This is a genomic window from Streptomyces sp. NPDC052020 (assembly GCF_040680575.1).
Taxonomy (GTDB): domain Bacteria; phylum Actinomycetota; class Actinomycetes; order Streptomycetales; family Streptomycetaceae; genus Streptomyces.
In genome coordinates this window covers 34116-54199 of sequence record NZ_JBFAWY010000010.1, presented here as the reverse complement: position 1 = coordinate 54199, position 20084 = coordinate 34116, and the positions used below count along the sequence as shown (strand labels likewise).

Sequence of the window (20084 nt, the reverse complement as noted above, 5' to 3'; positions counted from 1 at the left end):
ACGTGCCACAGCACCGACTGCGCTCACGCTGACCCGTTGAAGCCCCATGTGCAGCAGCGTGAGCGTCTGCGTGACGAGAAGAAGCGTGTGCGCCAGCCCAGCTGCCGCATGAACGACGACGAGTACCAACTGCTCGTCCGGGCAGCCGCCGAGTGCCATTGAGCGTGGCCGGGTTCCTTGCCCACTCGGCTCTCAGCGCTGCCCGCGGCCTCGACCGCACCGCCGCGGACATCGCAGGCGGGAAAGAGATGCTGCGGGAGCTGTTCGCGCTGCGGCGGCACCTCGGGCAGATCGGGAACAACCTCGACCAGGTAGCCAAAGCGCTGGACTCCCGAGCCGACGCCCCGCAGGCCGAGGCGGTCCTCGCCGCCGTCCAGCGTGCCGCCAAACGAGTCGACGCCTTCACCCAGCAGCACCTGGAAAACCAGGCGGCTGCGTGTTCCCCGCGTCCACACCAGGGGCACGCGCACCATCGGCCTGCTCCACTACCTGTACGGGCCCGGCACGCACGAGGAGCACATCGACCCCACCTGGTGGCCGCCTGGGACGGTCTTTCCCCCGATCCCGGCCGAGACCCCGACAGCACGTACAGCGATCTCCAGCGGCTGCTCGACCAGCCGGTCATGGCCCTACCCAAGAGCCGGCGGCCCGCCGAGCACGTGTGGCACCTGTCGATTCGCGCCGCCCCCGAAGACCCGATCCTGTCGGACGAGCAGTGGGGTGAGATAGCTCGCAGGATGGTCGCGGCCACCGGTATCGCACCCGACCGACGACGACACGTGCCGCTGGGCGACCGTCCAGCACGCCGACGACCACATCCACATCATCACCACCATCGTCCGCGAGGACGGCCGCCAGGCCCGTCTCCGCCGGGACGGCAAACGCTCCCAGGCCGAAGCCCGCAAGATCGAGATCGACTACGGGCTGCGCCGCCTCCACGCCGGCGACGGCACCGCCGCCCAGCGGCCCACCAGCGCCGAACGCCACAAAGCCCAACGGGAAGGCCGCAAGCGCACCGCGCGTGAGGAACTGCGCGAGACCGTGCGCCGCGCCGCCGCCGGCACCGCATCCACGGAGGAGTTCTTCGACCACCTGGCCGCCGCCGGTCTGCTGATCCGCAAGCGCATCGCGCCCTCCGGCGACCTGCTCGGCTACAAGGCCGCCCTGCCCGACGACCGGAACAAGAACGGTGAGCCGGTCTTCTACTCCGGCTCGAAGCTCGCGCCCGATCTGTCCCTGCCCCGCATCCGCGAACGCTGGACGCTTCCCGCGGAGGCTGCTTCGGCGGACGGCTCCTACCCCGAGCAACCCGCCCTGCCGGACGTGACCGGCCCCGCGTTCGCGCGCCACCGGGCCACCGCCGCGACCTGGCAGGCCCTGCTGATCATCGATCACGGCGACGAGGGCACGGCAGCGGCCCAGATCGCTGCGGCGGGCGAGGTGCTGGACGCGCTCGCCAAAAAGTCCGCCGCCCACACTCGCGCTGAACTCCGTGAATCAGCCCTCGCGTTCGAGCGGGCCAGCCGTTCCCACGTGAGGGCCGTACGCGGGCATGACCGGGCGCTGCGCCAAGCCGCTCGCGACCTCGTCCGCAGCGGGCCAGCCCTCGGCCGAGGGGAAGACGGCGCCACCGCCGCGATGCTCATCAACATGGCCTTCTTCCTCGCCACCGCCGCGGCGAACTGGCACGCCAAGAAGCACCACAGCCCCGCCTACCAGGCCGCTGCAGGGGAGACCATGGCCGCATGCGGCCAGCGAGGCCGGCGCTTGGCCCCGCGCCTCCGCAGCGGCAGGCCGACCTTGTTCGCCAGGTGCTGCCAGAGCTGGCATAGCGGATCCGGGCCGAGGACGGCTGGCCCGCATTGCCGGTCACCCTTGACGACGACCGGAAGGCTGGCCACGACCTAGCGGCCCTGCTGGCTGACGCTGCCCGGCGGCGCGAGCTAGACACCGCCACCTCCATCAGCGACGTCCTCGTCTGGCGCCTGCGCCGCAGCGCCCACCTGCCCGCCCTGCCCGAAAACTGCCACGAGACGCCCGTCCCAGGCAGTCGGTGCCAGGGCCCCTCGGAGCCCAACATCCGCTGACGCAGGGCCCCCTGAACCATTCCAGCCGCCGCTGACCGGAAAGCGACGCACCGTAGCCGACGATCGCCGGTTGGGCAAACGGCGATTCTCCGGACCATTGATGTCCCCACCCACCCACTCCAAGGAGGGAGCTCCTCGTGGCCGTGGTGGACGAAGTACTCAGTCAGGCTGGCAGCCGGTTGTGGGTCGGCTACGAGCCTGCCAGGACTCTATGAAGGATATCGCGGAAAGCACTTACGCCAGGTTGACTTGATCGATGACACGCCAGCGATAGGCCCGCTCTTCGCGGCGCATCTCGACCAGGTGAAGACGCTCAACTGGCACGCGGACGCAGTCCATGTCGCGAAGCGGGCGAATCGTTTCCCGAACCATGCGGGCGTCTGCCACGCGGTTGCAGTAGGCGATGCCGATGTGTGGTCTCAACACCGAGGTCGGCTTCCGGAACGGCAGCCGACATTGCGCACCAGCGGCGGACAGTTTGGCGTGCAGGTCAAGTACGGGGGTCCAGGGGGCGATGCTGTAGCGAACCGCACCGCGGGATGCGGTCATGGGTACGGCCTGCAACCGGAACCGGTCCGTCGACATCTCAGCCACAGCGGCAAGTAGTGCCTTCAGTTCGCCCAGGGAGACATCCTCGATGGTCCCGATCCGACCGAGAGTCAAATGCAGGCCATCCGCGTCGATGGAATCGAAGTGCAGATTCCGGATCTCGCCTTGGCATTGCTGAGCGTGCTCGGCGAGTGCGGAATCTGCGGGAAAGCCGAGCATCCAGTAGTAGGCACGCGTCGATGGAGTCCACCCACGCCGGTCCCAGTGGTTGCTCATCTCCTCCACTCGGTCGAAGGCCGCCCAGTCGTGCGCAGCGATGACTTGGGGGTCATCCAGGTCCGGTGGCGGTGCGGGGGGAAACGCGCTGGTGTCGTGAGGGAGCAGCACCCGGTGCCCTTCCGTTACGGCTATCGCTCGCGACTGCCATCTTGGCAGAGTCCCTCACCGCTCGGGTTAACGGAGCCTTGTGCCAGCTCCGTAGTGCCTCGGCGTAGTCCCTGACGGCCGGGGTGACGCATGCCCTCTTCCCGGCGCCGTCGCGGCGGGAGGGGGCAAGGAGGGCCTGGCTGCGAGCGGCCTGGAGACCCCGGAGGTCGTGAGCCGGCTGGAGGGGGTCCATGTCGATGACGCCGCGCTGGAGGCGCTCCGCGTCGTGGCCGGCCAGCTCGGCTCCGCCTACTCGTCCGTGCCCGGCGAGCGGCTCCTCGGTGAGGGGCGCCGGTGGCTGCGCCGGGTGGCCGGGCTCCGCACGAGGAGCCTCACGCCTGCCCAGCGCCGTGAGGTGCTCGTTCTGTCCGGCCGGCTCGCGTTGCTGGTCGGCTGCCTGGAGTACGACACCGGGGACCGCCGTGCCGCCGAGTCGACGCGTCGCGCCGCCCTCTCGCTCGCCACCGAGGCCGGGCACGCGGAGGTGGCCGGGTGGGCGTACGAGATGCGGGCCTGGTTCGCTCTCACGGCCGGCGATTACCGCGGTGCCGTCGCTGCGGCACGGGCCGGGCTCGACGCGGCGCCGCATCACGGGGTGGCGGTTCAGCTCGCGGCTCAGGAGGCCAAGGCGTGGGCGCGGCTCGGGGACCGGCGCGAAGCCGAGGCCGCCCTCGGCAAGGGGCGGCGGATGCTCGAGGGGATGCCGTACCCGGAGAATCCCGACCATCATTTCGTGGTGGACCCGGCCCAGTTCGACTTCTACGCGATGGACTGTTACCGCCTCGCCGGTGAGGACAAGCTGGCCCGCGCGCTCGCCGAGGAGGTGCTGCGGGCCGGTACGGACGTCGACGGCACCGAGCGTTCGCCGATGCGCGACGCGGAGGCGCGGGTCACGCTCGGGGTGACGGCGGCGCGCGGGGAGCGGCGGTCGGTCCCGTCCCTGCTCATGGTCAGCGGGGAACTCGCCGCCGAGCTGCGGCACCGGTACAGCGCCGAGCCGGCGGCGCGGGACTACCTCGCGCGGCTGCACGCCCTCGCCGAGCGGACGCCCGGCTTCATGCCCGGGTGGGCGCGGGCTCTCCCGGCGTCACGCGCCGGCGGTACGGGCTTCCCGCCGTAGGGTCACGAGGCCCGTACCGCCGGCGGTCGCGCTCCGCCCGCGGGGGTTTCTCCGGTGTTGCTTCTCATCGGGCGCGAAGTGGCGCTAGCGTCCTAGGGGTGTTTCGCCTCGGGGGATGAGGGCCTGAGATGTCTGCTCGTACGCGGCGGGTGCTGGCCTGGGTGGTCGGTGGGGTGTGTCTCGGCGTGGTCGTCGGGTTGCCGGTCGTGGCCGTGCTCGATCCGGACGTGGAGGACCGCACCGCCGGCGTGGTCGGGGCCGTGGTGGCCGTGGCCGGGCCGGCCCTGTCGCTGATCACGCCGCTGGTGCCCCCGGCGGGCGGCAGGCAGGGGGCGGGTGCGGTGACCGTGCGCGCGCGGGGACGGGGGCTGTCGCCGCCGGGCGCTCGGTGCGCGGCAACGCCATCGGGGACCGTGCCAGGGTCACGGGGCCCCCGTCGGCCGCCGAACCGCCGGCCGCGGCCTCGCGGCCATCGGGCGGGCGGGACGTCATCGCCCGCGGCGAGGGGACGGTGAGCGCCGGTGAGGACATCGTCGGCAACGCGATCGGGGAGGACAGCGAGCATTGACGCGCGCGTCGTGGTGGCGGCTGTTCGGCCGTGGCGGCTCCGGTGACGGCCCGGCGGGGAACAAGCTCCCGCAGGACGCCTCCGTGGTGCCGGGTCCCGGGGACGCCGGTGCGGTGGCCGACGCCGGTGCGGTCCGGCAGCAGAGTACGCGGGTCGCCGCGCGGGGCGAGGGGTCCCTGGGCGTCGGCGGGCACATGCGGGGCAACGCCGTCGGTGACGGCAGCAGTGTGACGTACATCGGACGGCAGACCGTGGTGCAGGCCCCCCGGGAGGGCACCTCGGTGCCGGCGGACGTCCGGCGGGCGATGGGCAGGGACAAGGTCGCCGGTGCCCTCGGGGCCGGCGAGCTGCGCGAGGCGGTGGCGGCCTGGCGGCCGGGAGCCGCGGTTCCCGCCGCCGTGTCGTTCGCCCAGCTCCTGCACTGGCGGCGGGAACTCGACGCCGAGGAGCGGCCGTGCGCGGCGTCGGACCGGGTGGCCTGCGCCGTCGCGGGGCTGATGGAGTGCGCGGTGACCGCCGAGTTCCTCGCCGACCTGTTACCCGGCGCGCTCACCAGTGAGCGGCTGAGCGCCGCGGCCCGCCTGGCCGGCCTGCCGCCCGGCGTCCCGGGTGCCGACCCGCTGCGAGACGTGCTGGAGTACGCCGTCTTCGAGGCCCAGCCGCTCGCCGCCGCTCCCGGCGCCGTGCTCGCCAGGGTCGTCGCCGGGCTCGTCTGTCTGGCCCGGGCCGACCGCGCCGACACCCGGCTCACCGAGTGGGCCGGCGCGCGGGGCCTGCTGGTCCAGCTCAACGACGCGATCGACGAGTTCACCCGGCCCGCCCCCGGACTGCGGCTCGTGATCAGCCTCGCCGATGTGCGCAAGGGGTCGGGTGGAGAGGCCGAGTACTGGCTCACGCGCGAGGGCAGGGCGATCCGCACCGGCGAGCCGGTGTCCCTCGCGCACGATCGCACCGGCGTCGTGGAGGCGATCAAGCGCGCGCTGGCCTGGGCACGAGAACACCTGGGTGCGGACGAGCCGCTGGAGCACGTCGACGTCGCGGCGCCCGTGAGCCTCCTCGCCGATCTCATGGACCGGGCATGGGCCCTGGAGGACGAGCCGGCCGGGACGTTCACCCTCGGCGCCCGGCACTCGCTGCTGATGCGCTGGAGCGGTCGGCTGGGCCCCGATCCCTCGGTGCCCGGCGTCACGGACATCACGGACATCACGGAGATCAACGACGCGGCACGCAAGGCCCTCGGGGAGATGTCCTGCCGTGCCGAGCCGGTCGCCTGGCTCGATCCCGGGGTCTTCCGACCGGAAGCCGAGAAGCTCCTGCGGCACCAGCTCGCCACGGGGCGGCTGGGACCGGCCATCGGCTTCGATGAGAACTCCCCGCTCGACCGCGCGCTGACCACCCTGCTGCCCTACGCGCCCATCGTCGTCTGGCCCCGTCCCGGCGCCCCCGCCCTGGACGACGTGTTCCGCGCCCGCGTGCGCACGTACTGGCACCGGCAGCCGCGGGACTTCGCCGACGCCTACCGCAAGCACGAGAGCTCCCACATACCCGACACGTGCCTGTGCGACCTGCACGCGGTCTCACACGACGAGACGTGGCTGAACTTCTGCTGGACGATCACCAGCCGCACGGTGTCAGCGCCGAAGGAGACATGGTGAACTGGATGCCCTACTACCGAGGGGACGGCCTGTGCCGCGAGGTGGAGCTCGCCCCGCCACCGCCGTGGCGGACGTTCCCCCGCAGGTCCCAGCACGCGCAGTACCGTCCGCCCGCCGGGATGACGGACGCGGTCAACGCCGCCCTGCACCTGCGCCGCCCTCTCCTGATCACCGGCCCGGCCGGTTCGGGGAAGTCCACCGTCATCGACCAGGTCGCTCACGAGCTGGGCCTCGGCGATGTCCTGCGCTGGCACATCACCTCCCGCAGCACCCTCGGCGAGGCCCTCTACCGCTATGACGCCCTGGGCCGCATCCACGCCCAGAACCTGGGAAACCTCCGCGGCGGCAGCGAGTCCCGGCAGGACGACATCGCCCCCTTCCTGCAACTCGGACCCCTGGGCACGGCCCTCCTGCCCACGGACCGCCCCCGCGCGCTGCTCATCGACGAGATCGACAAGAGCGACCCGGACCTGCCCAGCGACCTCCTGGACGTGCTGGAGAGCGGTGAGTACGAGATCCCGGAACTCGTGCGCTACCGCGAGCCGAAGGTGAGGGTGCGCATGTGGGCGAGCCGGGACACCCACGAGATCGACCGCGGCTCGGTGAAGTGCACGGAGTTCCCCTTCATCGTCCTCACCAGCAACGGCGACCGGGACTTCCCGCCCGCGTTCCTCAGGCGCTGCATCCGCTTCACCATGCCCCGGCTGGGCACCGACGCGCTCACCGACATCGTGAGCGCCCATCTGGGGCAGCCGTCCGACGCCCGGGCCAGCGAGCTGATCCGTCAGTTCGCGGCGCGCATCAGCCAGGGCGAGCACCTGGCCGTCGACCAGCTCCTCAACGCCATCGCGCTGCTGACCGCCCCGGACGGGCCCGACGGCACCCAGGCGGAACAGCTGCGGACCCTGCTGCTGCGAGAACTCGCCCGTGACTGACGCCCTGCCGCGCCTTCTCGCCGCCGTGCGGGCCCACGTCGGCGATGCGGACGCGACCCTGCTCGCCGACGCCGCCTGGCTGGCCGCGGCCCGCGCCGCGCACACCGGGGTCCGGGAAGCGCCGGGTCCCGAGGCGTCCGCCGAGCCGGAGCCGGACCGCCCCGCCGCCGGACCGGGGACCGACGCCGCCGGTGGACCCGCGCCACCGCCGGCCGCGCGTTCCGCGCCCGTGTCCGTGCGGCGCCCCGACGGCGCCACCCCCGTGCGCGGCGTGCCGCTGTCCGTGGAACGCCCCGCCCCCCTCCCCGAGGGGCTGGCGCTCGCCCGTGCGCTCCGGCCGTTCCGCAGGCCCTGGCCGGGCGGCACCCGCACCCGGCTCGACCTCGACGCGACCGTCGACCACTACGCCCGCAGCGGCGCCCTGGTGCCCGTCTTCAGCCGGGCTCCCGAGCGGTGGTTCGAGGTCATCCTCGTCGTGGACACCTCCGTGACCATGGCGCTGTGGGAGGACCTGGCGCAGGCGCTGAGCCGCCTCATGCAGGGCCTGGGAGCCTTCCGCGCCGTCCACACCTGGCGGCTCACCTGGCAGGACCGGGCACCCAGGCTCCACGATCACCGGGGGCACGCCGTCCCCCCGCACCGGGCGGCGCAGCACAGCGGCAGCCCCAGGGGCAGGCGGCTGATCCTCGTGCTCACCGACTGCGCGGCGCCAGGATGGCGCGAGGACGAGCCGTGGCACATGCTGCGCGCCTGGGGTCGCTCCGCTCCCCTCGCCCTCGTCGATCCCCTCCCCCGGCGTCTGTGGCACCGCTCCGCTCTCGACCACCCGCCCTGCCGGGCCGTCGGGCCCTATCCCGCCGCCCCCACCGCCGCTCTGCGCCCCACCGGCCCCGCGTCCACCGGACCGCACGGACGCGGGCAGGCGTTACCGACGCTGACGCCGACCCCGCAGGCCCTGCGCGCCTGGGCGCACACCGTGATGCGAGCGGACGCGGAAGGGTGCGAGGCGGTCTTCGTGCCGGCCGAGGGCCGTCCGCGCCGGAGGCGGATGGACGACGATCCGCCCTCCCCTGCGGCGATGGCCGACGCCTTCGTCCGAACGGCCCCACCGGCCGCGGTCCGGCTGGCCGTCCTGGGGTCGACGCTGCACAGCTTCACCGTTCCGATGCTCAAAGTCCTGCGTGAGCGGGCCCTGCCGGAGGCCCGCCTGTCCGACCTCGCCGAAGTACTCAGCAGCGGGCTCCTCACCGTTTCACGTGAAACAGGCCATGAACCCGTGCTGAGCTTCACCGCCGCCGCCCAGGAGCGGCTGCACCAGGAGCTGACCCGTCGCGACGCCCGGCTCGTCCATCAGGCGATGAGCGCGCACCTCGCCGACCATCCCCACGCACCGCACGGCATCCAGGCCGTCCTGCACTCCCCGGAGGCGGCGAGCAGGCTGCCCGCCGACCTCCGGCCGTTCGCGGAGGCCGGTACGGCCGCGCTGCGCATGCTGGGCCTCCCCACCGTCCCCCGCCCCGCGGCGGACGAGACGCCGACCGCGCAGGCCCCGGCCGACGCGGTCGACGTCTCGGGAACGGCCCTGCTCGGGGAGGTCGCGCTGATGAACGCGGTGACCGCCTCGCCCGCCCTGGCGCGGACGGCGCGTGACCGGTCCCTCGCCGGGACGGGCATCGAACCGAGTGAGCTGGTGTCCATCGCCGGGACGCGCGACGAACGCCGTGGTTTCCTCCGCCGTCTTCAGGACTACTTCCGCGGGGAGCGCGCGACGGACAGCGCATCGGAGCCGGCCGCCCGGTCCGACCGCGACATCGCCCTGGAGCTGGCCCGCAACGGGCTGGAACATCTCGCCCACCAGATCCTCGACCCCGGGCCCGCCTGGTCGCGGCTGTGGTCGGACGACCCCCGCCGGGCCGGGCCGTACCCGCTGTACGCCCGCTATCTCGGCGGATGGTCGCGCGTGGTGATGTTTCTGGGGCTCGACGAAGCGGGCGAGACCGTGACCGTACGGGTACCGCTCACCACCGGCCGGGACACCGCCGAGGCGCTGATCCGCACCGAGGCCGAGGCCCTGACCCGGCTGGCGGGCGCCCACGCGCCCAGGCTGCTGGGCCACAGCGTCGAGGACTTTCCGCCCTGGCTCGCGGCGGAGTGCACCCACGGACGGGAGGGGGAACGGCGGGCCCGCCCCGCGCCGAACCTCCGTCTCCTGCTGGAGGAGCGGGGCGTGCTGGAACACGCCGCGGTGCTGCGCCTGGGGCGGGACCTGGCCGAGGCGCTGCGCCACGCCCACGGCGTGGGGCTGGTCCACGGCTCGCTGGCACCCCACTGTGTGCTGGTCACCGACCAGGGCATGCAGCTCGTCGGCTGGATGACGGCCTCCGTGGACGGCGTGCCCAGCCGTCTGCGGGATGCGTTCCGCCGCGATGTCGACTTCGAAGCCCGCGAAGCGCGGGAAAGCCTCGGTGTCACCACGGCGAGCGATGTGTACGCGGTGGGGGCGATCCTCCTCACCGCCGCGACCGGGCGGTGGGCAGGCGACTTCCGCTCCGATACGCCGCGCGGCGTCTGGGAGCGAGCGGGTGTGGACGGAGCGCTCGGCGGCATCCTCGGCAGCTGTCTGGACCCGGATCCGGCGGGCCGGCCCACGGCCGCCGAACTGGCCGAGGCGCTCGCCGGCCGAACCGGCCGCCCCCGGACACCGACCCGGACACCGACCCGGACACCGACCCGGCCCCAGCCCCCGCCCCGGCGCGTGATCGGACCTCCCACGTCTCAGGACGCTCCGGCGCGGGCCCCGAGCCCGCCCTTCCGGGACCGCCGGTGGTTTCCCGCCCGGGACACGTTCACGCTGGGCGGCCGCGTCACCGACTGCCATCTGTACGAGGGTGACGGCACCCGCGCCATCCCCGAGCGGAACGTCCTGGTGCACCACTCGGCCGAACACGTCGAACTGCCCGCCGAGGTCCGGCGATGGCGCGACGAGCTCGAGGCGGAGGAGACGCGCAAGGCGGCCGCGGGCGAGCCGCACCGCTGGAACAGCCCCCGGTTCGCCCTGGAGGGCATCACCGTCACCCGCACCGCCGAACGGGGCGAGCCGGTCGTCCACCTGAGACTGCGCGACGCGGACTACTACGACTTCCTGGCCGTGTCGCTGAACCTGGACCGCCCTCGCCCGGTCGACGGACTCACGCTCCGCCGCCTCTATCTGGAGGACAGGGACCCGGTGCACGCCCCCGCGTTCCTCTCCAGCAGCTTCGGGGTGATCGTGGCGGTGGAGACCGGTGCCGACGGCAGGATGCTCTTCGCCCGGAGCAGCCCCCATGTCGCGGGGCATCCCCGGAGGTGGAACGCGTCCGCCAGCGAGGGTCTGTCGGGAACCCACGACCTGCCCGGGGACGGCTCGCCGATCAGCCTCCACGCGACCGCGCGCCGGGCGCTCTGGGAGGAGCTGGGGGTCTCCGCGCAGGACCAGGTGGACCTGGAGCTTCTCGGCTTCGGGCTGGACCTCCGCCTCCACCAGTGGGCGGCGTTCTTCCGGGCGGTGCTGCCCGACCTGGGCGAGGAGGACCTGCGCAGGCGCTGGTCCCGGGGGGTGCGGGACAAGTGGGAGCACGACAGCCATGCCTTCGTACCGGCCGACCCGGACTCCGTCCTCGACTTCATCCTGAAGCAGCCGGAACGGGCGTGGGCACCGTGCGCCCCCGCCCTCTTCTACCTGGCGCTGGTACGGGGCGCGGTGATCCGCCGCGGCGGGGATCCCGCCGGCCGGCTCGACGTGGAGGCCGCCGAGCGCCGGGCAGGCCGGCGCCGTGGGGAGGCCGGGACGACCGGGTAGGGCCGCCGGCCGGACGGCGGGTCGGGCGGGCGGCCGAACCGGCGGGTCGGGCGGCCGGCCGGGGCGGGCGCGGTACGGCCGTCAGGCCCCGGCCCGCCGTCCGTCCCGGGTGAGCGCGGCGATCACGGCGGACAGGGCCGTGGTCGCGGCCAGGCTCACCGCCGCGATCAGCATCACCCCGATCACGAAGAGGCCGCTTCCGTCGTCCGACCAGTCGTAGAAGGAAGCGACGCCCAGGCCCGCCGTGGTGCCCACCACCGCGCCCGCGAAGAAGCGCCGGGACGCCGCCCACCACACCGTCACCAGCAGGGTCAGCACCAGCCCGATCACCTGCCACGCCTCGTACGGGCCGGTCGTCGTGCCGTCGGGGTGCACATCGCTCCGCTGGTCCCAGCCCAGCCACCCGGCCCACACGGCCAGTGTCACCGCGGTCACCGCGAGGGCCACCACCGTCTCGGGCGCGTACTTCCGTCGTCCTTGGCTCATGGCCCCAGCGTTCCGGCTCGTCGCATCACCGGACAGAGCGCAGCTACTCAGCTCCCCCGAGCAGCCCGGCCGTAGCCCGGCCGTAGCCCGCCATGCGCAGACCACGGCCCCGGGTGCCGGGGAACGCAGGAGCCCGGTCCCCTCCGCGGCAGGGGTGCCGTGGCCGGAAACCGGGCTCGGGCGGCGGCCGGTGGGCCCTAGCAGAAGCCGTTGAGGCCCCACCATTCGCCGTCGGTCCGCTCGCCGCCCGCCAGGAGGCCGTTGCCCTGGCCCCGGTAGGTGAGCAGCCAGCCGGGGTGGCCGACGAAGCCGTCGATCGCGTACTTCTCGTTGCTCACGGCGGCGAGGTCGGGACGCCCGTCACCGGAGAAGTCGCCGACCGCGATGAGGTTCTCCATGGCGTTCCAGCCGCCCTTGCCGACCAGGACGCGCCCGCCCAGAGCGGAGGCGCGGCCCGGGTACAGCCACAGCTTGCCGGTGGACGCCTCGCGCGCGTAGAGGTCGGGGCGGCCGTCGCCGGTCATGTCGCCCACGCCGGCGAGCGCGTTCATGGCGTTCCAGCCGCCGGTGCCCAGGAGCTTGCGCGAGCCGAGGGCGCCGGCGGAGGTGCCCGGGTACAGGTACAGCTTGCCCGTGGCCTTCTCGACCGCCAGCAGGTCGGAACGTCCGTCGCCGGTCAGGTCGCCGACGGCGGTGATGCGGGACATGCCGTTCCAGCCGCCCGAGCCGATCAGCTTGCGGGTGCCGACGGAGCCGGTGCCCGTGCCGGGGTAGAGCCACAGCTTGCCGGTGGACGCCTCGCGGGCGATGAGGTCCTCGCGTCCGTCGCGGCTGAAGTCGCCGTGCCGGGTGAGGGCGTTCATGGCGTTCCAGCCGCCCGAGCCGATGAGCCGGCCGGTGCCGTCGCCCGGGGTGAACCACAGCCGCCCGGCCTCGTCGCGGACGATGACGTCGGCCCTGCGGTCGCCGTTCATGTCACCGAAGCCCTGCGTCTTCGGAGACGTCTCGGACAGCCAGCGCGGATAGGCCTTCTGGCTGCACTCGCGCGCGGTGCGGACGAACTTGATCGAGCTGGTCGTCGCGGTCGGGTAGGAGGAGTACTCGCCGGCGCCGGCGGGCTTCTCGGGGTAGTAGCCGCCCCCCGGCGCGTAGTTCTTGTCCTCGTAGACGCAGGCGATCGACGTCGTGCGGTTGATGTGCGAGCGGAACGTGTTGTCCCAGCCGCCCAGGTCCGCGACGCTCTTGTTCGTCTTGTACATCTGCCCGGTCGCGCTCTCGCCCGACCAGCCGCAGAAATAGCCCGCCGGGCAGTCGTACACGCTCGCGGCGGCCGGAGCGGCGTTCACGGCGGCCAGGCCGGTGCCCGCGAGCACCAGACCGGCGAGCGTCGCCACGCTCCGGGTGAAACGATTCCCCATGTGGTGTGTTCCCCTCCCGATGATGTGCGTCGCACCCTAACCCGTCGACGCGGGGCACGCCCGCCCGGTCTCACCGCCGGCGCCCGGCGTATGTCCGGCCGCCCTTTGCGTCCCCCCACTCCCACTGGCACTGTGCAGACAGGCACCCGTTCGGGAAGGACCATCAGCGTGATCATCTTCGGCACCAAGGGTTACCTGTACCAGCTCGCGATACTGACGCTGGTGTGCGGCCGCTGCGGCAATCCCGCCGCCCACACCCTGCGCAAGCGGGTCACGAAGTTCACGCTGTTCTTCGTGCCGCTGTTCCCGTTTTCCACCAAGTACGCCACCCAGTGCACCTTCTGCGGCGCGGAGCAGAAGGTCACCCGGGAACAGGCGGAGCAGCTCCAGGCGCAGGCGCAGGCCCCCGACGGACAGGGGTACGGGCAGCCGCACCAGCGGCAGCCGTACCAGTCCTGAACCGGCGGGCCGGCCGCCGGGCCCCGGAGCCCGCCGTCCCGACCCGCCCCGGGCGCCCCCGACCGGACGCCCGGCGACGCGCCGGAGCGGCGGACGATCTCACTCCTCGCGCTCGTAGTCGGCGTCGGACCGCTCCTGGTCACGGACCGTCTGGGCGTGCTGGTACAGGTCCTGGACGAACCGGCGGGCGTCCTCCCGCGAGATGTCGGGGGAGAGCGTGCGCAGCCGGTCGGTCCACGGGTCGAGAGAATCGCTGGGCTGGGTCATGGCGCTGTCCCTGCTGTCCCGGAAGACGTGCGGTTGGGGTGGTGCCGTCACGCGCGGGGACGCGCGCGCGGCGGTCGGCCCGGTGGGTCCGAGAGCCACCTGCTCCATCACACCTCCACCGCCCCGGATCCGCATCCGGGCACGGCGGCGGAGGCGGAGCGGCGCGACGAGGCGGACAGGACACCGCAGGGAGGCAACCGGACGGGAACCACCCTCTGGAACCACCCCCGCCCCTGAGGCAGTCTTCTGCCTCGTGGGGAGCATTCCGAATCAACGGCCGCCGGGTGAGGCGCCGTCGGCGCACATGGTGGTGTGCGGCGACGACGGACTCGCGCACCGGCTCGCCGCCGAACTGCGGGGGGTCTACGGCGAGCAGGTCACCCTCGTCGTCCCGCCCTCCCGCGGCCAGGTGCGGCAGCCCGTGGTCGGGCGGGCCCGCGCGGTCTCGGCGGCCCTGCTCGACCGGGTGGTGAACGCGGCCGTCAACCGGTCGCCCGGCGGTGAGCCCGCCGGCCCCGCACGGGTGCTGGAGGCCGCCGAGGCGACCGAGGCGGTGCTCGCCGAGGCGGGCGTGGACCGGGCCGCCGCGCTGGCGCTCGTGTACGACGACGACGAGACCAACATCCGGGCCGCGCTGACCGCGCGCCGGCTCAACCCCCGCCTCCGGCTGGTCCTGCGCCTGTACAACCGGCGGCTCGGCCAGCACATCGAGGAACTCCTCGACCAGGCCGCCGCGCTGGCGACGGGGCGGACCGGGGACACCCCGGCGGGTTTCGACGCCTCCACCACCGTCCTGTCCGACGCCGACACGGCCGCCCCGGCGCTGGCGGCCACCGCGCTCGCCGGCACCAGCAAGGTCGTCCATGCCGACGGCCTGCTGCTGCACGCGGTGGAGCGGCGGCCGCCCCGGCCCGGCGAGGTCGCCGACCCGGGGCTGTGCACCCTGGCGCTGCTGTCCGCGACGAGTACCGACCCGGCCGGCGCCGACGGTTCGGAGAGCAGCGGCGCCCAGGGGCCGCAGCTGCTGCCCGACGCGGCGGCGGTGGAGGCGGCCACCGGGCGCGGAACCGTGGTCCTGGAGCGGGTGGCCTACTCCGGGCCGTCCCTGCCGGCCGGCCGCGCGGGCGTACCGCCGCTGGGTTCGCTGTTCTCCCCGCGGCTGCGGTGGTCGCTGGCCGGCCTGGTGGGCTGCGTGGTCGCGCTCGCCGTCGCGCTGACCGTGGTGACCGGGGACCACCCGCTGCACGCGACGTACGTGACGCTGCTCGACCTGTTCGCCATCAACGAGCCCGCCCTGAGCGAACCGACCGGGCGCCAGATCCTCCAGCTGCTCTCCGGGCTGATCGGGTTGCTGCTGCTGCCGGTGCTGCTGGCGGCCGTCCTGGAGGCCCTGGGCACCTTCCGCACCGCGTCGGCGCTGCGCAAGCCGCCGCGCGGGCTCGGCGGGCACGTGGTGCTGCTCGGCCTCGGCAAGATCGGCACACGGGTGCTGACCCGGCTGCGCGAGCTGCACATCCCGGTGGTGTGCGTCGAGGCCGACCCGGAGGCGCGGGGCCTGGCGACCGCGCGCCGGCTGCGGGTGCCGGTGGTGCTCGGTGACGTCACCCAGGAGGGCGTCCTGGAGGCCGCCAAGATCCACCGCGCGCACGCCCTGCTGGCGCTGACCAGCGCGGACACCACCAACCTGGAGGCCGTGCTGTACGCGCGGTCGGTACGGCCCGACCTGCGGGTGGTGCTGCGGCTGTACGACGACGACTTCGCCACCGCCGTGTACCGCACCCTGCGCGCCGCGCACCCCGGCGCGCTCACCCGCAGCCGCAGCGTGTCCCATCTGGCCGCGCCCGCGTTCGCCGGCGCGATGATGGGCCGGCAGATCCTGGGCGCGATACCGGTGGAGCGGCGGGTGCTGCTGTTCGCGGCCGTCGAGGTGGGCGGCCACCCCCAGCTGAGGGACAGGACCGTCGGAGAGGCGTTTAGGCCGGGCTCCTGGCGGGTGCTGGCACTGGACACCTCCGCGCCGGACGAGCGCCGCCGGGACGAGCCCGGGACGGAGGAGCCCGGCACGGACCGGCCGCCGTCGGGGCTGGTGTGGGACGTGCCCGACACCTATGTGCTGCGCCCCGGGGACCGGGTCGTGCTGGCGGCGACCCGCAGGGGGCTGGCCGAGCTGCTGGGCCGCCGGGGCCGGGAGCGGGCGGAGGCGTGAACGGGCACCGGCCCGCCCGGCGGCCCCGCCCACCCCGTCGCCGCCGTCACGGCGGACAGCCCACCGCCGTCACGGAACCGGCGCGGAGGCGACGGGTCGGCTCCCCGGGCGGCTCACGGCGGATACGCCACCGCCGTCACGGCAGGTGCCGCGCCGCGAAGTCCAGTTCCAGCCGGACCTGCTTGATCCGCTCGTCCACCACCAGGGAGCCGTGCCCGGCGTCGTAGCGGTACACCTCGTGGACGGCTCCCCGCGCCCGGAGCCGCTTGACGTAGTTCTCGATCTGGCGGATGGGGCAGCGCGGGTCGTTGACGCCGGCCGAGATGTACACCGGTGCCTTGACCCGGTCGACGTACGTCAGCGGCGAGGACGCCTCGAAGCGCTCCGGGACCTCCTCCGGGGTACCGCCGAACAGGGTGCGGTCCAGGGCCTTCAGGCTCTCCATCTCGTCGTGGTAGGCGGTGACGTAGTCGGCGACGGGCACCGCGGCGATGCCCACCGCCCAGTGGTCCGGCTGGGTGCCGAGCCCCAGGAGCGTGAGGTAGCCGCCCCAGGAACCGCCGGTGAGGACCAGCCGGGCGGGATCGGCGAGGCCGGAGGCGACCGCCCACTCGCGCACCGCCGCGATGTCCTCCAGTTCGATCAGACCGACCCGGTGCTTGAGGGCGTCGGTCCAGGCGCGGCCGTACCCGGTGGAGCCCCGGTAGTTGACCCGGACCACCGCGTACCCGTGGTCGACCCAGGCCGCCGGGCCCGCGGCGAAGGAGTCGCTGTCGTGCCAGGTGGGGCCGCCGTGGATGTCGAAGACCGTCGGCAGCGGCCCGGTGGCGCCCTCCGGTTTCTGGACGAGGGCGTGGATCCGGCCGCCGGGGCCCTCCACCCACACGTCCTCCACCGGCACCGCGCGGGGCGCCTTCATGCCGGGCGGGTCCAGCACGATCCGGCCCGTGGTGGAGCGGACCGCGGGCGGCTCGGCGGCAGAGGACCACAGGTACTCCACGCTGCCGTCCGGGCGGGCGGTCGCGCCGGTCACCGAACCCGCCGGGGTGGCGATCTCCACCAGTTCGCGGGTCGCCAGGTCGTAGCGGAACAGCTCGCTGCGGGCCTCGAAGCCGTGCACGACCAGCAGGGCGCTGCCGTCCGGGTACCACTCGGCGCTCACGTCGCCGGGCAGTTCCAGCGCGAGGTCGGTCTCCTCCCCCGTCGCCACGTCCCACACCATCGGCTCCCACCGCCCGCGCCGTTGGTGGCCGACGAGCAGCCGGGTGTCGCCCTCGACCGGCGCGAAGCCCAGCGCCTCCAGGCCCAGCTCCTCGCTGCCGCCCTTGGTGTCGTCGAGCTCGGCGACCCTGGTGCCGTCGGGGCGCAGCACGCGCAGCGCGGAGTGCATCGCGTCACCGTGCTCGGTGTGCTCGACTGCGATGAGCGAACCGTCGTGGGAGAGGTCGCCGACGCCCGCCGACTCGCGGTGCCGGTAGATCTCCACCGGCGCCTCGCCGGTGCGCGCGAGGTGGATCGTCGTACCGTCCTCGTCGGTGGACCGGCCGATCACCGCGGTGCGCCCGTCCCGGCCGAGGGCGAGGCCGGCCGGGTAGGAGGGGTCCAGGCCCGGCACGGCGAGCTCGTCCTCGCCGCCCTCGAAGGGCTGGCGGCGCCAGACGCCGAACTCGTCGCCGTCCTTGTCGTCGAACCACCAGATCCAGGCGCCGTCCGGGGAGAGCACCCCGTCCGTCGTGCCGTTCGGCCGGTTCGTCGCCTGCCGCCGCTCACCGGTGGACCGGTCCCACGCGTACAGCTCGTACGTCCCCGTCGCGTTCGACACGAACAGGGAGCGGTCCGGGGCGTCCTGCGCCCAGTCGGGCAGCGACACCCGGGGGGCGCGGAAGCGCTTCTCCCAGTCCGGCATCTCCCGCCGGGCCGTGCGGCCCTGCTGCTCCCGCCCGGCCGGCGGGACGGATCCGTTGCTCTCAGTCATGGCCCCATACTGCCGCCTCGCGCCGGCACACCGCTGGCCCGGCCCCCGGCCTGTGGAAAACTCCGCCCCGCCACCCGCCCCGGCGGCCGGTCCCGCGCCCGGGCCCCGTACCGTGGAGGGCGTGTACCGGTTTCTGCTGACGCCCCGATGGTGGGGGATCAACGTCTTCGTGCTGCTCGCCATCCCCTTCTGCGTCTTCATGGGGTCCTGGCAGCTGGGCCGGTTCGAGGACCGGGTGGAGGACCACCGCGGCGCGCAGGCGCAGGCCACGTCGAACCGGCGGGAGGCCGCCCGCCCGCTCGCGGAGCTGCTGCCGGTGGACAAGGCGACCGTCGGCAAGCAGACGACCGCGACCGGCCGGTACGACCGGCAGTTCCTCGTCCCCGACCGGACCCTGGACGACCGGAGCGGCTTCTACGTCCTGACGCTGCTGCGCACCGATTCCGGCCGGGCCCTGCCCGTCGTACGGGGCTGGCTGCCCGGGGCGCCCGACCCGGCCCGGGCGCCCGCGCCGCCCGCCGGCGAGGTCACCGTCACCGGAGCGCTCCAGGCGTCGGAGACGCCCGGCGACAACGGGGTCAGCGCACGCGGCGGCCTGCCCGCCGGACAGACCGCCGCCATCAGCGCGGCGTCCCTGGTGAACCTCGTGCCGTACGACGTGTACGACGCGTGGGTCACGCTCAACAAGGGCGACTCCGGCATGACGGCGGTACCGGCGAGCGCGCCGCAGAACACCGGCCTGGACCTGAAGGCGTTCCAGAACCTCGGCTACACGGCCGAGTGGTTCGCCTTCGTGGGATTCGTGATCTTCATGTGGTTCCGGCTGTTCCGCCGGGAGGTGGAGTTCGCCCGGGACGCCGAGCTCGGGCTGCTGCCCGAGGGGACCGAGGCGGACGAGGACGCCGAGCGGTCGCGGCGCCCCAGCCCGACCGGGGCGTGACGGGCCGGGACGGGCCCGGCGTCACGATCCGGCGAGCACGCCCGTCCAGTACACGGTCCCGGCGCAGGCGCCGCTCACCGTCGCCGTCGCCGAGGCCGCACCGGTCTGCGCGGTGTACGTGACCGCCACGCTCCCGTCGGCCGGGCCGTCCTCGGCGAGCAGCTGGGTGGTGGTGCCGGTGTCGCCGCCGGCGGAGGTGCCGGCGGTCTCGGTGGCGCCGGCGGTGGGCGTCGGGACCGGTGAGGGTTGGCCGCCGCCACCGGTGTCGCCCCCGTCGGCGGTGGGACAGGTCTCCGTGGGCACCCAGGCGAACTGCACCTCGTAGGAGTCGCCCGGCGCGAGCGTCAGCTGCTCGGCCTCCAGCGACGGGTCGGGCAGCCCGGCCGCGGCGTCCCCGGCCACATGCCGTGCCACGCCGACCTTGGCGGGGTCCGCGGCGCCCTGCGGCTGGACGCTGACGCTCCCGGGGCCGCCGACGGCGCAGCCCGCGGCGGAGACGTTGGTGACCCGGAAGGAGCCGTAGACGGCGCCGGTGGAGTCGGGGCCGCCGCTGCTGGCGGTGGCCCCGCCGAGCTGGTCCGCCGCGCACAGGGGCGCCCCGGCCTCGGCACTGGAGGTGGGGCCGGTGCCGCTGGTCGTCCCCTCGGGTCCGGCGCCGGGCTCCTCGTCCTCGTCCTTCTCGCGCGGGCCGGCCGTCTCCTTGTCCTCGGTCCGCTGGGAGGAGCCGTCGGAGGTGCTCTGCCCGCCGCCCGGGCCGCTGCCGCCCTCGCCGGTGCCGCCCTGCGCCTGGGAGGCGTGGCCGGCCACGGACGGGTTGGCGCCGTCCCCCGCGGAGCCGGTCACATGCACCAGGGCCGGGATCGCGGTGCCGATGAAGAGGGCGGCGGCCGCCATGCCGACGGCGGCCTGCCGCTTGCGGGCCCGCCGGGCGGGCACCGCCCGGCGCAGGTACTCCAGGGTTCCGTCGCGTGGCTCGACGTCCCGCACCGCCTGGTGCAGCATGCTGCGCAGCGCGAGCTCGTCGGAGGCGAGCCCGTCGGACGCGGGCCCGTCGGGGCCCGGGGTTCCGGGGCCCTGTACGTCGGGGCCGTGGTTCACAGTTCCGTTCCCAGCGTGCGGTTGCTTCGGCTCTTTCCCGTGCGGCACGGCCGGCTC

Annotated in this window: 14 protein-coding genes and 1 pseudogene; 8 read left to right on the top strand and 7 right to left on the bottom strand. The window is 74.2% G+C overall.

Going from position 1 to position 20084, the window contains the following annotated elements; genetic code table 11:
* Positions 1-23: 23 nt before the first annotated feature.
* Positions 24-473, bottom strand: coding sequence for a hypothetical protein (locus AB0L74_RS12895; protein ID WP_365650092.1), 450 nt, complete (start codon positions 471-473; stop codon positions 24-26).
* Between AB0L74_RS12895 and AB0L74_RS12890 the strand changes: the two are divergent.
* Positions 433-2087 (top strand): annotated as a pseudogene (locus AB0L74_RS12890) (relaxase/mobilization nuclease domain-containing protein). The gene AB0L74_RS12895 and the pseudogene AB0L74_RS12890 sit on opposite strands and share 41 nt — an antisense overlap.
* A 234-nt stretch (positions 2088-2321) precedes the next feature.
* On the opposite strand, the gene AB0L74_RS12885 reads toward AB0L74_RS12890, so the two are convergent.
* Positions 2322-3023, bottom strand: a complete 702-nt coding sequence (locus tag AB0L74_RS12885; protein ID WP_365649644.1) for a 2'-5' RNA ligase family protein — start codon at positions 3021-3023, stop codon at positions 2322-2324.
* A gap of 208 nt (positions 3024-3231) precedes the next feature.
* Between AB0L74_RS12885 and AB0L74_RS12880 the strand changes: the two genes are divergently transcribed.
* The 4 genes from AB0L74_RS12880 to AB0L74_RS12865 all read left to right on the top strand — a co-directional run bounded on the left by AB0L74_RS12880 (position 3232) and on the right by AB0L74_RS12865 (position 11178).
* A complete protein-coding gene (locus AB0L74_RS12880; RefSeq protein WP_365649641.1) occupies positions 3232-4182 on the top strand; it encodes an XRE family transcriptional regulator in 951 nt (316 codons plus the stop codon).
* A gap of 564 nt (positions 4183-4746) precedes the next feature.
* Positions 4747-6405, top strand: a complete 1659-nt coding sequence (locus AB0L74_RS12875; protein WP_365649638.1) for a hypothetical protein — start codon at positions 4747-4749, stop codon at positions 6403-6405.
* A complete protein-coding gene (locus AB0L74_RS12870) occupies positions 6402-7340 on the top strand; it encodes a MoxR family ATPase (RefSeq protein WP_365650063.1) in 939 nt (312 codons plus the stop codon). Before AB0L74_RS12875 ends, AB0L74_RS12870 begins: the two co-directional genes overlap by 4 nt.
* On the top strand, positions 7333-11178 hold the full coding sequence (locus AB0L74_RS12865) for an SAV_2336 N-terminal domain-related protein (protein ID WP_365649635.1): 3846 nt from the start codon (positions 7333-7335) through the stop codon (positions 11176-11178). Before AB0L74_RS12870 ends, AB0L74_RS12865 begins: the two co-directional genes overlap by 8 nt.
* An 81-nt stretch (positions 11179-11259) precedes the next feature.
* Here the strand turns inward: AB0L74_RS12865 and AB0L74_RS12860 are convergent, their stop codons facing one another.
* Both AB0L74_RS12860 and AB0L74_RS12855 read right to left on the bottom strand, forming a co-directional pair.
* Positions 11260-11664, bottom strand: coding sequence for a hypothetical protein (locus AB0L74_RS12860; RefSeq protein WP_365649632.1), 405 nt, complete (start codon positions 11662-11664; stop codon positions 11260-11262).
* Positions 11665-11861: 197 nt separating this feature from the next.
* A complete protein-coding gene (locus tag AB0L74_RS12855) occupies positions 11862-13082 on the bottom strand; it encodes an FG-GAP-like repeat-containing protein (RefSeq protein ID WP_365649629.1) in 1221 nt (406 codons plus the stop codon).
* Between the two features lie 168 nt (positions 13083-13250).
* On the opposite strand from AB0L74_RS12855, the gene AB0L74_RS12850 reads away from it, so the two are divergent.
* Positions 13251-13541: a zinc-ribbon domain-containing protein gene (locus AB0L74_RS12850; RefSeq protein WP_365649626.1), complete on the top strand. Its 291-nt coding sequence runs from the start codon at positions 13251-13253 to the stop codon at positions 13539-13541.
* 99 nt (positions 13542-13640) lie between these two features.
* On the opposite strand, the gene AB0L74_RS12845 is transcribed toward AB0L74_RS12850, so the two are convergent.
* Complete coding sequence (locus AB0L74_RS12845; RefSeq protein ID WP_365649623.1) at positions 13641-13808, bottom strand: hypothetical protein; 168 nt, start codon at positions 13806-13808, stop codon at positions 13641-13643.
* A gap of 304 nt (positions 13809-14112) precedes the next feature.
* Here AB0L74_RS12845 and AB0L74_RS12840 point away from each other — a divergent pair, with 304 nt between their 5' ends.
* Complete coding sequence (locus AB0L74_RS12840) at positions 14113-16014, top strand: NAD-binding protein (protein ID WP_365650060.1); 1902 nt, start codon at positions 14113-14115, stop codon at positions 16012-16014.
* Positions 16015-16150: 136 nt separating this feature from the next.
* On the opposite strand, the gene AB0L74_RS12835 is transcribed toward AB0L74_RS12840, so the two are convergent.
* Positions 16151-17989 carry a prolyl oligopeptidase family serine peptidase gene (locus tag AB0L74_RS12835; RefSeq protein ID WP_365649620.1) on the bottom strand — a complete coding sequence of 613 codons (1839 nt, stop codon included), beginning with the start codon at positions 17987-17989 and terminating at the stop codon, positions 16151-16153.
* A 121-nt stretch (positions 17990-18110) separates the two neighbouring features.
* Between AB0L74_RS12835 and AB0L74_RS12830 the strand changes: the two genes are divergently transcribed.
* Positions 18111-18929, top strand: coding sequence for an SURF1 family protein (locus AB0L74_RS12830; RefSeq protein ID WP_365649617.1), 819 nt, complete (start codon positions 18111-18113; stop codon positions 18927-18929).
* Between the two features lie 21 nt (positions 18930-18950).
* On the opposite strand, the gene AB0L74_RS12825 is transcribed toward AB0L74_RS12830, so the two are convergent.
* Positions 18951-20027, bottom strand: coding sequence for a hypothetical protein (locus AB0L74_RS12825; RefSeq protein ID WP_365649615.1), 1077 nt, complete (start codon positions 20025-20027; stop codon positions 18951-18953).
* Between the last annotated feature and the right edge of the window lie 57 nt (positions 20028-20084).

Excerpts from the sequence above, each read along its gene's own strand:
- AB0L74_RS12895 (WP_365650092.1), bottom strand. The coding sequence starts at position 473 with ATGGTGCGCGTGCCCCTGGTGTGGACGCGGGGAACACGCAGCCGCCTG.
- AB0L74_RS12860 (WP_365649632.1), bottom strand. The coding sequence starts at position 11,664 with ATGAGCCAAGGACGACGGAAGTACGCGCCCGAGACGGTGGTGGCCCTC.
- AB0L74_RS12855 (WP_365649629.1), bottom strand. The coding sequence starts at position 13,082 with ATGGGGAATCGTTTCACCCGGAGCGTGGCGACGCTCGCCGGTCTGGTG.
- AB0L74_RS12845 (WP_365649623.1), bottom strand. The coding sequence starts at position 13,808 with ATGACCCAGCCCAGCGATTCTCTCGACCCGTGGACCGACCGGCTGCGC.
- AB0L74_RS12840 (WP_365650060.1), top strand. The coding sequence starts at position 14,113 with ATGGTGGTGTGCGGCGACGACGGACTCGCGCACCGGCTCGCCGCCGAA.
- AB0L74_RS12835 (WP_365649620.1), bottom strand. The coding sequence starts at position 17,989 with ATGACTGAGAGCAACGGATCCGTCCCGCCGGCCGGGCGGGAGCAGCAG.